The organism is Vibrio sp. Vb339, assembly GCF_902751245.1.
Taxonomy (GTDB): Bacteria; Pseudomonadota; Gammaproteobacteria; order Enterobacterales; family Vibrionaceae; genus Vibrio; species Vibrio coralliirubri.
Genome location: NZ_CADDIS010000002.1, coordinates 426,085 through 440,545, shown reverse-complemented (window position 1 = coordinate 440,545; position 14,461 = coordinate 426,085). Strand labels below are relative to the sequence as shown.

Annotated in this window: 12 protein-coding genes; 9 read left to right on the top strand and 3 right to left on the bottom strand. The window is 45.2% G+C overall.

The window, feature by feature from the left end; translation table 11 throughout:
- The first annotated feature begins 42 nt into the window (after window positions 1-42).
- The 7 genes from acnD to HRQ85_RS10770 all read left to right on the top strand — a co-directional run bounded on the left by acnD (window position 43) and on the right by HRQ85_RS10770 (window position 9,318).
- Window positions 43-2,679 (top strand): Fe/S-dependent 2-methylisocitrate dehydratase AcnD, encoded by a 2,637-nt coding sequence (gene acnD, locus HRQ85_RS10800; RefSeq protein WP_172379586.1) that lies wholly within the window; start codon window positions 43-45, stop codon window positions 2,677-2,679.
- A gap of 9 nt (window positions 2,680-2,688) precedes the next feature.
- Window positions 2,689-3,861 carry a 2-methylaconitate cis-trans isomerase PrpF gene (gene prpF / locus HRQ85_RS10795; RefSeq protein WP_172379585.1) on the top strand — a complete coding sequence of 391 codons (1,173 nt, stop codon included), beginning with the start codon at window positions 2,689-2,691 and terminating at the stop codon, window positions 3,859-3,861.
- A 118-nt stretch (window positions 3,862-3,979) separates the two neighbouring features.
- Window positions 3,980-5,884, top strand: a complete 1,905-nt coding sequence (locus HRQ85_RS10790; RefSeq protein WP_172379584.1) for a propionyl-CoA synthetase — start codon at window positions 3,980-3,982, stop codon at window positions 5,882-5,884.
- Between the two features lie 147 nt (window positions 5,885-6,031).
- On the top strand, window positions 6,032-6,478 hold the full coding sequence (locus HRQ85_RS10785; protein ID WP_172379583.1) for a hypothetical protein: 447 nt from the start codon (window positions 6,032-6,034) through the stop codon (window positions 6,476-6,478).
- A gap of 238 nt (window positions 6,479-6,716) precedes the next feature.
- Window positions 6,717-7,118, top strand: coding sequence for a glycine zipper domain-containing protein (locus HRQ85_RS10780; protein ID WP_017062298.1), 402 nt, complete (start codon window positions 6,717-6,719; stop codon window positions 7,116-7,118).
- 221 nt (window positions 7,119-7,339) lie between these two features.
- Complete coding sequence (locus tag HRQ85_RS10775; RefSeq protein WP_009846623.1) at window positions 7,340-7,819, top strand: GNAT family N-acetyltransferase; 480 nt, start codon at window positions 7,340-7,342, stop codon at window positions 7,817-7,819.
- A gap of 86 nt (window positions 7,820-7,905) precedes the next feature.
- Window positions 7,906-9,318 (top strand): bifunctional NUDIX hydrolase/phosphatase PAP2 family protein, encoded by a 1,413-nt coding sequence (locus HRQ85_RS10770; protein WP_172379582.1) that lies wholly within the window; start codon window positions 7,906-7,908, stop codon window positions 9,316-9,318.
- Between the two features lie 100 nt (window positions 9,319-9,418).
- Here HRQ85_RS10770 and HRQ85_RS10765 read toward each other — a convergent pair whose 3' ends face one another.
- The gene (locus HRQ85_RS10765; protein WP_172379581.1) at window positions 9,419-10,228 is read right to left on the bottom strand and encodes a Cof-type HAD-IIB family hydrolase; all 810 of its coding nucleotides are present in this window, start codon (window positions 10,226-10,228) and stop codon (window positions 9,419-9,421) included.
- Window positions 10,229-10,412: 184 nt separating this feature from the next.
- On the opposite strand from HRQ85_RS10765, the gene queE reads away from it, so the two are divergent.
- Together queE and queC are read left to right on the top strand one after the other, a co-directional pair.
- Window positions 10,413-11,081 (top strand): 7-carboxy-7-deazaguanine synthase QueE, encoded by a 669-nt coding sequence (gene queE, locus HRQ85_RS10760; protein ID WP_367646127.1) that lies wholly within the window; start codon window positions 10,413-10,415, stop codon window positions 11,079-11,081.
- 58 nt (window positions 11,082-11,139) lie between these two features.
- Window positions 11,140-11,835: a 7-cyano-7-deazaguanine synthase QueC gene (gene queC / locus HRQ85_RS10755; protein ID WP_172379579.1), complete on the top strand. Its 696-nt coding sequence runs from the start codon at window positions 11,140-11,142 to the stop codon at window positions 11,833-11,835.
- On the opposite strand, the gene HRQ85_RS10750 is transcribed toward queC, so the two are convergent.
- Window positions 11,795-13,822: a diguanylate cyclase gene (locus HRQ85_RS10750; RefSeq protein ID WP_172379578.1), complete on the bottom strand. Its 2,028-nt coding sequence runs from the start codon at window positions 13,820-13,822 to the stop codon at window positions 11,795-11,797. The two genes, queC and HRQ85_RS10750, sit on opposite strands and share 41 nt — an antisense overlap.
- 162 nt (window positions 13,823-13,984) lie before the next feature.
- On the bottom strand, window positions 13,985-14,335 hold the full coding sequence (locus HRQ85_RS10745) for a DUF2750 domain-containing protein (protein WP_017062305.1): 351 nt from the start codon (window positions 14,333-14,335) through the stop codon (window positions 13,985-13,987).
- Window positions 14,336-14,461: the final 126 nt, after the last annotated feature.

Sequence of the window (14,461 nt, the reverse complement as noted above, 5' to 3'; positions counted from 1 at the left end):
TCGAGAACCAACGAATAGAATTTAACAGATAATGGTGGATGTATGTCTGATGTAAAACTTGAACAAGCTCAGTACCTTGATAAAAATCAGTACCGGAAACTTTTACCCGGAACCCATTTAGAGTATTTCGATGCTTGCGAAGCGGTAGAAGCGATATCTCCAGGCAGTTATAAAACCTTGCCTTATACGTCGCGAGTATTAGCAGAACAATTGGTAAGACGTTGTGAACCTGAAACCCTTAAAGACAGCTTAAAACAGATTATTGAACGTAAGAGCGATTTAGATTTTCCTTGGTATCCTGCGCGTGTCGTGTGTCATGACATTCTAGGTCAGACCGCTTTAGTTGATTTAGCTGGCTTACGCGATGTGATTGCCGATCAAGGTGGCGACCCTGCCAAGGTGAACCCCGTTGTCGAAACTCAATTGATTGTTGATCACTCTCTGGCAGTGGAACATGCAGGCTTTGATAGCGAAGCCTTTGATAAAAACCGCGCGATTGAAGAGCGCAGAAACGAAGACCGTTTTCATTTTATTGAATGGTGTAAAACCGCGTTTAAAAACGTGAGTGTAATCCCTGCTGGTAACGGGATCATGCACCAGATTAACTTGGAGAAAATGTCTCCAGTTATTCAATCTAAAGAAGGCATCGCGTTTCCTGATACCTGTGTCGGCACAGACAGCCATACTCCTCATGTCGATGCTCTGGGCGTTATTGCGATTGGTGTGGGCGGCTTGGAAGCTGAGACAGTGATGCTCGGTCGTCCGTCAATGATGCGTTTGCCTGATATTGTCGGCGTTAAACTGACGGGTCAACGACAAGAAGGGATAACCGCAACGGATATTGTGCTTGCGATTACTGAGTTCCTTCGCAATGAGAGAGTGGTCTCAAGCTATTTGGAATTCTTCGGTGAAGGGGCTCGTGCACTGACCATTGGTGACCGCGCAACCATCTCCAACATGACGCCAGAGTATGGTGCGACAGCGGGTATGTTCTATATCGATGAGCAGACTATTCAATACCTGAAGCTCACCGGTCGAGAGCCGGAGCAGGTTGAATTAGTTGAACGCTACGCCAAGCAAACCGGGCTATGGGCTGACGATCTAAACTCTGCTCAATATGAGCGTGTACTCGAGTTTGATTTATCGAAGGTAGAGCGCAATCTTGCAGGGCCATCCAATCCACATCGTCGTTTACCAACCAGAGAGCTGGCTGAACAAGGCATTAGCCAAGCTTCTTGGAAAGAGCAGCATGCTAAGCAGTACAGCGACGAGCAGATGCCTGATGGTGCGGTGATCATCGCAGCAATTACCTCTTGTACTAACACCAGTAATCCGAGAAACGTGGTAGCCGCAGCATTGGTGGCTAAGAAAGCCAATCAGCTTGGCTTAGTTCGTAAACCGTGGGTGAAAACGTCATTTGCGCCAGGTTCTAAAGTCGCCAAGCTCTATCTTGAGTCTGCAGATTTGCTATCAGAATTGGAACAATTAGGTTTTGGTATCGTCGGTTATGCGTGCACTACCTGTAATGGTATGAGCGGAGCCCTAGATCCTGCTATCCAACAAGAGATCATCGACCGTGACCTGTACTCAACCGCAGTGTTGTCGGGGAATCGAAACTTCGATGGTCGAATCCATCCATACGCTAAGCAAGCCTTTTTAGCTTCGCCGCCATTGGTGGTTGCTTACGCCTTAGCGGGCACGATTCGCTTTGATATTGAGAAAGACAGCTTAGGCACTGACAGCAACGGCAAACCAATCTACTTAAGTGATTTATGGCCGAGTGATGCCGAGATCGATGCCGTTGTCGGTGAGCATGTTAAACCTCAGCAATTCCAACAAATCTACGTGAAAATGTTCCAGCCAGACGAGGAACGGGTGACTACTGAACCGCTTTATGACTGGCGACCTCAAAGTACCTATATTCGCAGACCACCTTATTGGGAAGGTGCTCTTGCGGGAGAACGAAGTCTTTCAGGAATGAGACCTTTAGCGATTCTGGGTGACAACATCACCACGGATCACTTATCTCCTTCAAATGCGATTCTCGCTTCGAGCGCTGCGGGGGAATACCTCACCAAAATGGAAGTGCCGGAAGAGGATTTTAACTCTTACGCGACCCATCGAGGTGATCATTTAACCGCGCAACGAGCAACATTCGCCAACCCTAAGCTGTTTAACGAAATGGTGAAGGACGCTGGAGAAGTCGTGCAAGGTTCATTAGCAAGAGTTGAACCTGAAGGTCAAGTTACGCGAATGTGGGAAGCGATTGAAACCTACATGAACCGTAAACAGCCTTTGATTGTCGTGGCGGGTGCCGATTATGGACAAGGTTCATCACGTGACTGGGCAGCCAAAGGTGTGCGCCTAGCGGGTGTTGAAGTGATTGTGGCTGAAGGGTTTGAACGAATTCACAGAACCAACTTGGTTGGCATGGGCGTGCTGCCTTTGCAATTCAAAGCGGGGACCAATCGCAACACCTTAGAACTGGACGGCACCGAGCTTTACGACGTGTACGGTGACATTGAAGCAGGTTCTGATTTGGCTCTAGTCATCACTCGTAAAAACGGTGAAAAGCTTGATGTTCCTGTGACCTGCCGACTAGACACGGCAGACGAAGTGAATGTTTATAGCGCTGGTGGAGTGTTGCAACGTTTCGCCAAAGACTTTCTTGCAAATTAGGAGCTAGTTATGAACATCAAACAGATAAAAGTACCTGCTACCTATATGCGGGGCGGAACAAGCAAAGGTGTCTTTTTCAACTTAAGTGACTTACCTGAAGCTGCGCAAGTTGCCGGAGAAGCTCGAGACGCATTACTTCTGCGCGTGATTGGTAGTCCAGATCCTTATGGCAAACAAACCGATGGCATGGGTGGCGCAACATCCAGCACCAGCAAAACCGTTATTGTTTCGAAAAGCAGTAAAGCCGATCACGATGTTGATTACCTATTCGGCCAAGTAGCAATAGACAAGCCGTTCGTTGATTGGAGCGGTAACTGCGGCAATCTGTCTGCTGCCGTAGGCCCATTTGCAATTCATAGTGGACTGGTCGATTCGAATCGTATTCCAGAAAATGGTGTGGTCGAGGTGCGAGTATGGCAAGTGAACATAGAGAAAACCATTATTGTTCATGTACCTATCGCTGATGGGGAAGTCCAAGAGTTAGGTGACTTTGAGCTCGATGGTGTCACTTTCCCCGCTGCTGAGATCCAAGTCGATTTCCTAGACCCCGCCGATGCGAGTGGCTCTATGTTCCCAACAGGGAATGTTGTCGATTTTTTAGATGTTCCCGATCTGGGTTGCATCAAAGCGACATACATTAATGCTGGGATACCCACCATTTTTGTTGATGCTGAATCGGTTGGTTACCAAGGCACTGAACTTCAATCAGATATCAATAGTGATACCAAAGCCTTGGCTCTGTTTGAATCCATACGAGTACATGGTGCAGTAGCGATGGGTCTTATTGATTCTTTAGAACAAGCTGAATCACGTCAACATACACCTAAAGTCGCGTTTGTTGCTAAGCCTCAAGCGTACCAAGCCTCCAGTGGTAAATCGGTCGCTGTCGAAGATACTGACCTTCTGGTGCGTGCTTTGTCTATGGGACAACTGCATCACGCTATGATGGGTACGGCTGCAGTCGCCATTGCTTCAGCGGCGAGTGTTCCGGGCACGTTAGTGAACTTGGCAGCCGGTGAGGGGTCTCGAGATTTTGTGACCTTTGGTCATCCATCAGGAACCTTAAAAGTGGGTGCTAAAGCTATTCAGACGGAAAGCGGTTGGCAAATAGAACGGGCGATTATGAGTCGTAGTGCCCGAGTGATCATGGAAGGTGCCATCCGTGTGCCTTTTCCTAAGTAAAGCGATTGTCGTGAACGGTCAAATGTTCACGAACACAACGCTGAGAAAAGAGTGCACCCAAGTGACACTGCCAAAAGCTAGGCGCTTGGACTAATGGATAAATCATGGAGGAGGCACTATGTCTGCTACGAATCGAATGACTAGAAAAACAGATTACATCACCGAGTATCAATGGGCTAGGGAAGACCCCAATTCGTTCTGGGAAACACAAGCACAAGCGATAGATTGGTTTGAACCACCAAAAACGATATTACAAACTGACGATAACGGTATTGAACGTTGGTTTCCTGATGGGGTGATGAACACCTGCTGGTTGGCGCTTGATTACCATTGTGAAAATGGCCGTGGTGGCAATACCGCGCTGATTTACGACTCTCCAGTTACAGGAACTCAATCCTCGTACACTTACAATCAATTGCGTGACCAAGTGGCTAAAGTCGCAGGCATGTTGGCAACACAGGGCGTGACCAAAGGCGATCGTGTGGTGATTTATATGCCAATGATTCCCGAAGCTGCTATGGCCATGCTGGCTTGCGCTCGACTAGGCGCGGTGCATTCGGTGGTGTTTGGTGGTTTTGCTCCTCATGAGCTTGCCGTTCGAATTGAAGATGCCGAGCCGAAAGTGTTGATTACTGCCTCCTGTGGTGTCGAGATAAATAAAGTCCTGCCATATAAGCCGATGGTCGACAGGGCGATCATGGACAGCCGCTGGAAGCCTGAGAAAGTGGTGGTATTCCAAAGAGAGCAGTCTCTAGCCGAATTGAACAATGAACGCGATGTACTTTGGCAACAAGCGGTTGAGGATGCTTTGCCTCACGTATGTGTGCCTGTTCTAGCGACTGACCCACTATATATATTGTATACATCAGGGACGACGGGTAAGCCAAAAGGCGTGGTTCGTGACAATGGTGGTCACGCGGTCGCGATGAAATACTCGATGAGCACTATTTACGATATGCCGCAAGATGGTGTGTTTTGGGCAGCTTCTGATGTCGGCTGGGTAGTGGGGCATTCCTACATTGTGTATGCGCCATTGATTCATGGCTGTACGACCATTTTGTTTGAAGGCAAGCCAGTACGAACGCCAGATCCCGGGGCATTCTGGCGTGTGTGTGAAGAGTACAACGTCGATGTGTTATTTTCCGCGCCAACGGCATTTAGAGCAATCAAGAAAGAAGATCCTGAAGGCGAGTTGCTCACCAAGTATGACTTATCATCGCTCAAGTCGATTTTCATGGCTGGCGAGCGCTTAGACCCGCCAACATTGGATTGGGTCGAGTCTCATACCAATAAACCGGTTATCGACCACTGGTGGCAAACCGAAACGGGTTGGGCTATTTCTGCCAATCCAACAGGGCTTGAATCTTTGCCTGTAAAAGCGGGTTCTTCAACCAAGCCAGTACCCGGTTACCAAGTGGAGATCCTCAATGAATTGGGTGAAATCGCACAAACGAATCAACAAGGGTTTGTGGCACTTAAACGACCATTGCCGCCAGGTTGTTTACCCACGGTATGGCGCAATCATGATCGGTTTGAATCCGGCTATTTGAGTCAGTTCCCGGGCTATTATGTTTCTGGGGACGGTGGCTATCTTGATGAAGATGGGTATTTATTTATCATGGGCCGTATCGACGATGTGATAAACGTAGCGGGACACCGTCTGTCGACGGGAGAAATGGAAGAGATCGTGGGTGGTCACCCAGCCATTGCAGAATGTGCGGTAGTCGGTATTCACGATGACTTAAAAGGGCAGTTACCTCTTGGTTTAGTTGTGCTGAAAGATGGCGTAAAAGTCGATGGCATTGAGTTACAAGCGGAGTTGGTTGGCAAGGTTCGCAATGAGATTGGCGCGGTAGCCTGTTTTAAGCAAGCCTTGGTTGTTGAGAGACTACCCAAGACACGTTCAGGTAAGATCTTACGCAGAACTATCCGACAGATCGCAGAAGGTGAACAATATGTGGTGCCTTCGACGATTGACGACCCTACCAGCTTAACTGAAATTGCTGAAAAGCTCGGCAAGTAGACGTCGCAGTTTAGGTAATCTCACCTTCGGCTTGTTGATTTATACATAACCTAGCGTGATAGTTTACCTAAACTCTACTTTATTCATCCGCTTATCCATTGCGTTTACTATGACCTCATTATGAATCCCACATATTGAGGTCTTTTTATGCGAGCTTACTTTTTGTTGATTGCTTTACTGGTCAGTGGTGCTGCTAGTGCCAGTATTTCAAAGGATGAAGCGAGTAGAGCGTTGTTAGAACCTTTGAGTCACCCCAAGGTATTTAAGTGTGTGTCCAAGACAGGCGTCGATCTCTATCAAGCGGTTTTTGATATTGGCGTGGGATATGAAGCCGATCCTATTAACTCGAAGATGATCGTTAACTCAAGAAAAGGCCGCTACGAATATCAAATCCTAGGCGCAGTAAGGTCTGAAAGAGCCGGTGAGATTGTCGTGCTAACTCGCCATGTGGGAGATGGTGTTAAAGTTGCTGCTATGATTGATGACGCAAATGGCAAGATACTGGGGATAGGCGATAAAAATCATTATCGAGATTGCGGTGTTAGGCCACCACCTAGCGCAGCAAACATGCAAAACTTTTGGTCTAAAGGCTAAGAGAGATATGTGAAAGACAAGAATTATTGAGAAAGCTCGATTGAGGCGACCTTATTGGTCGCCTTTTTTGTTGGTGAGGATAAAGCGAGCTCAAAGCTATATATCATTAATCAGTTATGTGATGGCTGAATAATACATAGCTGAACATGATGTATCGTCTAAACGTGGCTTTATTTATCTCATTAACGGTTCTGCTTAAGATGGCTCTACTCCAAACGAAGAACTAAGCGAGACTTCTATGAAATTCACTAAACCTTTTCTTTTAGCGACACTGATTGTGACTCTTTCTGGTTGCGCATCACCAGCAATGGATAACGAAAATGAGAATGCCGCACGTAATCGTGGTGCTGTAGGTGGTGCTTTATTAGGAGCAACAGCAGGCGCTCTAACTGGAGATGCGAGTTTAGCCGTGAAGGGCGCTGCATTAGGTGGTGTGACCGGTGGTGTGGCGGGTTCAATGAAAGATACGGATGATGCAAGAAACGCACAACGAACCCAAGTTACTGCTGATGGTCTAGCGCAAGACAATCGCACCGATGCAGAAAAGCGAGTTGCTGAAGTAGAGGCGGAAATTAAGCTTATTGAACTAGAACAACAGCTTGCTGATCTCAAAGAAGAGAAAGAAGATAACGGTGCATAAAGCTGAAGCTACAGCAAAAGCCACAGCCACGGCAAAAGCCACAGCTTCGATATTCGTTTAATTCAAAATCATTCAAACAGAATGGCCACGTAATGTGGCCGTTTTTGTATCTAAAATACACACTTCAAACAATGAATTAATTCAATAACTTGTATAGATACTCACGCCAAGTAAACTAGACTCAGTTTAGATATTAATTTGGTTTGAGAAGCGCAATAGTCATGAATGTCACCTTAAGGGCCGCAAAGCACGCGGATTTGGAACAACTTAACGAGTTAATGTTCGATCTCCACCATCATCACCACCTTGCTAGCCCAGAGCACTTTAAAACGGCAGAAGAGATTGAGCAGGAAAAAAGCATTGCACGATACTTGGACGATCCTGAATGTTTGGTTTATGTGGCATTAAAAGGTGAGCTCATTGTTGGTTTTATCTCTGGGCATTTTTGTGAGCTTATCTCAACGGTGAGTAAACCAGTGCCGATGGGAAGTGTCGATGAACTGTTTGTGTTGCCTGATTATCGAAAAGAATCAATTGCTGAAAAGTTGTTTAACAAAGTTGAAAGTACTTTTGATGATTATGGGGTTGAACAAGTCTTTGTAGAAGTTTGGGACTTTAACTCACCTGCCAAGGACTTCTATCAAAAAATGGGGTTCACACCTCACATTCAATGGATGAGGAAGGCTTTGCACAAAACGTAGACAGCGATTTTGTGTGGCTTTGATTACAATAGTTCAACTGCAACAGCAGTCTTCAATATTCTTCTATTATTTTTTAGGTAAACTCGTTGGTTATTCGATATTTATTAGTTTTCATACTGTCTCTTTTGAGTACTACTTCCGCTTGGGCAAACGACACTTTGCCCGATCATATCGCGGGCGCCTTGTGTGTAGTACGTGCTGATAACCAAATCGTGTTGGTTGATGAGTTGATCACAGGTCAATTGTCTCTACCGGGAGGCACTGTTGTTTCAGGTGAGCCGCCAGCAGTCGCGGCGCAACGTGAAACGTGGGAAGAGGCGGGCTTGTCGGTAACGGTCGGTGATGTACTGGGTTATACCGACAGTGCCGTCGTGTTTGATTGTATCTCTGACTCTGAAGTGATCAGCTACAAGGCTCGGAATGAGTTAGGTGGCTTTGAGCTGCCGATTTGGTTTGCTCCTCATTATGGCGTGGAAGTCAGCCGAGCGATGTTACTTCCTCCTACTGAATTACAAGATCACCAATACCGCTACCCAGAACAGTGGTCTGAGATTAACGAGCTGTTTTTATCTGCGACAGATCAACCGGTGACGTATGTGACTGAGCTGGTGGGCGCGGCACCCAAAGTCCATCAAGTTGAATTAAATTGGATTGTGTCACTTCAAAACACGTTCGATAAGATGCCAAGCGTGTTTGCGAATACTGTGCTTTTGACTGACTTGTTGGCTAAGCCATGGGTTTTCATTGTGATATTGCCGTTAATTGCTTGGTACTTCGGCCGTAACTTCGCGTTGAAGTTTGGCTTCACTTTGATCTCGGTGACATTGCTTACTTTGATCGCACATCAAGGTTTTGGTTTTCCACGTCCACATGCTTACTTACCAACATTGAAACTGGTGATGAGCAGTGGGTATAGCTTCCCAAGTCTACTGGCTGCCTTATGGGTCAGTTTAACCTTGTTAGTTTTTTGGAAACTAAAGCGCCTCTTAGAGCAAAAAGCTATTCTGATAGTGCTCGCTGGCCTGCTGTGGATCATGCTATTTAAGTCTTATTCAGGTAGTGCGTTTTTTAGCGATGTATTAATGGGTGGTGTATTAGGCGCGTTAACGACGTGGCATATCGTGAGATTAGACGCGAAACCGGATGTTGATATTAGCGCTTTGTTGAGCTCTAAAGGTGTTTGGTGGGCATTGTGCTTACTGTCGATTGTTCTCACGGTGATATGGCCACTGCCAACATTCTCATTCTGGGTGGCGATTTTGATGACGATTGCATGCCTAGTGACGTTAACAGACTCGAAACCTTTGGTTGGTCAGTTCTCATTCAAGATCGTTCTTGGAGTGATGGCGATGCTGTTAGCGGGAAATTTGCTGATTAGCTGGGCAGGAAGCTTTGTCTCTTTCAGTGGTATTGCTTCATTTGCTATTGAAACGTTACGTTTCCCAGTCTTGATTCTGTTTGGTGTGGTGGCATTTCGCCTGCCATGGAAAAGAGAGTAAGTGACTCGACGAACACAAAATCAAAAAGGCTGTGCAGTGCACAGCCTTTGTCATTTCTGAAACAAGCAAAAAGTAATTCTTATTGGAACCTGTTGAGCGTTTATGAGTTGAAGATAAACTTCTCAATCGCGACCGCTACACCATGGTCGTCGTTGCTCGCTGTGATGTGATCCGCCAGTTTCTTGGTTTCTTCCATTGCGTTTTCCATTGCAATGCCAAGGCCTGCGTATTCAAGCATATGGTGATCGTTTTCAGCATCACCCATGCAGATGACTTCTTCCGCTTTAATGCCTAAGTGTTTCGCTATCGCTTCAATACCGACACCCTTGTTTGATTTCGGGTTTAGGAACTCTAAGAAGAATGGTGCACTTTGTACGATAGTAAACTGAGTCTTAAGCTCTTGTGGCAACTTGCTGATGATTTCAGTCAGCTTGCTTGGTTCAGCGACAATCATAGTTTTGATAATTTCGTGGTCGTCTTCTAGTTGAGAAAAGTCGAACTCGGTAATATCTAAGCCATTAATACGCGCTTCAATACCAGTGTACTCATTGTTCTCAGGTGTGATTAAGCCGTGGATCTTGCTGAAAGCATGGACATAACCACCAAGCTGTTCAGCGAGGGCAGCAATCTCTTTTGCGGCTTTACCGTTGCTGATCTCACTGTGAATGATCTCTTTTGTCGATACGTTCTGAACCATAGAACCGTTGTAGAAGAGTACAAAGTCATCTTCACCGTTAATTGATAGCTCATCTAATTTGCTTTGCATGCCTTCTAAAGGGCGACCAGAAGCGAGAACCACTTTCACACCTGCAGCTCGTGCTTTGGCGATTGCATCTTTGTTCTCTTGAGAAATCACTTTTTCACTGTTGAGTAGTGTGCCATCCATATCAAGAGCAATCAGTTTGTACATGTTGTTCCTTACTAAAAAATTAAAAGCTAACGAAATCTATGGGCGAAAGGATAAGGGAACTTGAAAGTTCAGGCTAGGGCTTTGATCAACTCATTTATCAGTACTCATTTGTTTGACCAAAAGGGGGAAGTGCTTTAAGGTCTGCGGTTGATTAATTTCATCAAATGATTGAGCTGAGGGAAAGTTGTACAAGATTAATGAAATGTTTGAAACCATTCAGGGCGAGGGCGTGTTTACTGGCGTTCCCGCTGTTTTTGTTCGTCTGCAAATTTGCCCAGTGGGCTGTTCTTGGTGTGATACCAAGCAGACCTGGGAAGCGTTGCCAGAAGATGAAACCAGCCTTGGCGATATTATGGTTAAGACAGAAGATTCACCTACTTGGTCAGCAATCGATGCTCAAGGAATCGTGAATGAATATATCAAGCAAGGTTACACTGCTAAGCACATTGTGATTACTGGTGGTGAGCCATGCATTTATGATCTTGTTCCTCTTACTGAAGCATTTGAGCAGCACGGTTGTCGCTGTCAGATTGAGACAAGCGGAACATCAGAAGTTAAAGCCACACCGGATACTTGGGTTACGGTGTCACCGAAAGTGGCGATGAAAGCGAAACTGGAAATCATAGATAGCGCCTTGCAACGTGCTAACGAAATTAAGCATCCAGTAGGCACAAGCAAAGACATCGAACAACTTGACGGTTTATTGGAGCGAGCTGCGGTTGCTAGCGACACTGTTATCGCTCTGCAACCAATCAGTCAAAAAGACCGCGCTACTCAGCTTTGTATTGATACCTGCATTGAGCGCAATTGGCGCTTATCAATACAAACTCACAAATATTTGAGCATCGCATAGGTTGTATTTTTACTGGGCAAGATAAGTCGCCAGTAGAAGGTTCTCGTAAGGATTTAAGATGAAAAAAGCAGTGGTAGTATTCAGTGGTGGTCAAGACTCAACAACGTGTCTTGTTCAGGCATTAAAAGAGTATGATGAAGTTCATGCGATTACGTTTGATTATGGTCAGCGCCATAGACTCGAGATTGGAGTTGCGGAGTCATTGTCGAAAGAGCTTGGTGTGAAAGGGCACAAAGTGATGGATGTGACTCTGTTGAATGAACTGGCTATCAGCTCTCTGACTCGTGACGATATTCCTGTGTCTCATGAGCTGCAAGAGAATGGGCTGCCGAACTCATTCGTTCCTGGTCGTAATATTCTATTTTTAACTCTAGCGGGTATTTACGCTTACCAAATCGGTGCTGAAACCGTGATTACCGGTGTGTGTGAAACAGACTTTTCTGGTTACCCTGATTGCCGTAATGACTTTGTGAAGGCGATGAACTCTGCACTTGTACAAGGTATGGATAAGCAGCTTGATATCAAAACACCGCTAATGTGGTTAAACAAGGCTGAGACATGGGCGCTAGCAGACCAGTACTCAGCACTTGAACTTGTTAGAAACAAAACACTGACTTGTTACAACGGCATTGTTGGTGATGGCTGTGGCGATTGTCCGGCATGTGAACTACGTAAAGTTGGCCTTAACGATTACCTCGGTGATCGCGAAAGCATTATGGCTGAGTTGGTTCGCAAACAGGCTGAGAATAAATAATCTCAGGTAAATCAATCGGTTCGTTATATGCATCAATAATACAGTTTCGACCGTTGCTTTTGGCTTGATAGAGCGCTTGGTCAAGCACTGAATACAAGTCATCAAAGTCACTTAATGCGTTTGAGGTTGCTAGATAAGCAAAACTCGCGGTCACATTAAGTGACTTTTTGCTTTCTGATAAGAAGACAGTACTTGAAATGGCGTAGTGCAACTCTTCAACGCGTTCTCGTACCTCTGTTGGTTTGGTATCGGTTAGCATGATGACAAATTCTTCACCCCCTAAGCGACCAAACAATTCACCATTCACTAAGTGTTTTCTAATTTGATCGCTAATATGGACCAGTGCTAGATCACCGGTAGGGTGCCCATGCTGATCATTAATCTTCTTAAACTTATCGAGATCGAGCAGCACGAGCACATGCTGTTTGTCCGTCCCTTTACAGCGTTTCACTCTTTTGATTCTTCGAATTATCTCAGTTCGGCTATATGCTTTCGTTAAGCCATCAATTGCTGCTTTTGCGCGAACCGTTTTGTTGACCAATACCGTAAAGCTTGCAGCGCAAAGCAACAAAATAACAACGATGTTGTACATCCATCTTTGATGTTCCATTTTTTCAATTTGAACGCGGTCGAGCTTCGCCTGATGTGTCAGGAAAGAGCTTTCCAGTTTCTGTTCATATTTGGCGTGCGTCAGGCCGAGCGCTTCGAGTGCGAGTCGATTGTCGATATCTCTAGCTTCCATTTGTATTGACGAGTATCGCTGGTAGAAATAGAAAGCTTGTTGGTAATCGCCGAGTGATTGATGAATATCAGAAAGCTGCAAAAGTGACTGCGCGATGTATTTATGCCTTGTGACTTGTTCTGCTATTTCTAGCGCTTGTTGAGCATAGTTGAGCGCTTCAGTTGGCAGTTTCTGTTCCTCGAATATATCGCTGATCGCCAAGTAAGCATTGATGCGAATGACATCATTACTCAGTTCGCTCGAAGCTGAAAGAGACTCGATTAGGTAGGCTCTCGCCACATCATAGTCTTTCGTTTGAGTGTATGCTTTTCCCAAGCCAAGACTTGTGAGTGCGATACCGTAGCTATGCGACGATGATCTCAACAGTGTTTTTGCTGCCTGAAAGTGGTGAATTGCTAGGTCACTTTGCTCTTGGTTAAGGTAGAGATCCGCAAGGCTGTGATGCACTTGTGCTTTCATTAAATCTGAAGCGTTTGCTCTGAGAGCTAGAGCTTGCTCTAGATACTCCGCCGATTTTTCATATTGCTTTAATTCTTTGAGCAAGTTACCCACATCGTTGTAAACCCCTGAAATATCATGTCCTTGTGGAAATACATTTATTAGTGATAGGTAGGTGTCTAGTGCAGCTTGATAGTCACTGCGGAAATGGTGATTGTTGGCGATGACTCGATAAGTCCCGAATTTTGGTAATACAGGGTCAGCGATGTCATGTAAATCTGACTGAAGGGCAGAGCAGTAATAGTTAGCTTGATGGTATTTAGCTTGCTCGTTAAGCGATCGGCATAGCTGGTATTTTAGTAAGGCTTTTCCAGTTAAATCACCACGAGATTGCATTTTCGCCAAAAGTGTTAGAAAGCCTTGTTGTGCTTGTTCATATTGGCCTTTGCCATCTTTCATCAGAGCAGAAATAAACACTGTTTCTATCGCTTGGTAGTCGCTGTCGTTTGAAGCGATTCCGTAAAACGGCTGATCTCGGTGGCTCATGTATTGATACAGAAGAGACGCAAGGTAAAGCTTATCTCCATAAACCGTTGACCCGATGTAGCGTGTTTGCAGCATGTTTAATGCGCGCTCAGGAGAGTGGTTTAAAGTAGAGAGATAAAGCGCGTTCCAATCAGCATTTGGAGTAGAGCTTAAATTGGAGGTATAGACTGGTGAATTGTGGTCACGATCTGATGTTGATACTTGGCTATAAGAACAAAAGCTAATGAATAGTAGAAAGGTAACAAAAACGAAGTGATTCACAAGAGACGATCAATCAGATAAAGAACGATATTCTATTATTAGTTTGATGTTGCTTCAAATTTTGAATGATGCGGCTACGAGGTTATGCGAGGTAAGTCTCTAATTTATTGATACTAATCAGAGATATATCGGTCGCACGACTCGCGCGACCGATATCGGAAATTAGATGTATAATTTCGCTAGGTCAGAAGGCTCAAGTTCTTTGCCTTCTAATGTTGCATTCCAGTTAGTACCAACAAGAACGCCGTCCTCAGCAAGAGTCAGTAACCAATCTTCTACAAAGATATCTAATGGAATTTCTAATACTTCGAAGTCTGCCCACTCCTCAACGTTGTGAGTTTGAGCATCTTCTTTTGAAGACCAGAATGGCATCACTTCGCTGTTTTCGAATTCACTTGAGTCACATGCTAGCCAACCTTCTTCGTTGCGAAGGCCCCATACCAGTTTAGTTTCTTGTGTTTCAGAAACGAAAAGTTCTAGATTTGCTTGAGTATCAGCTGTTAGTTTGCTCATGGATTAATTCTCTATGTTGATAACGTGGCAAGATTAACATTATAGACGGCTTAGGTATATGCTATTCAAGGAATTATCACCATACTGAAAGGTTAACTTAAGATAACGTTTCAGTATGGTAAAAGC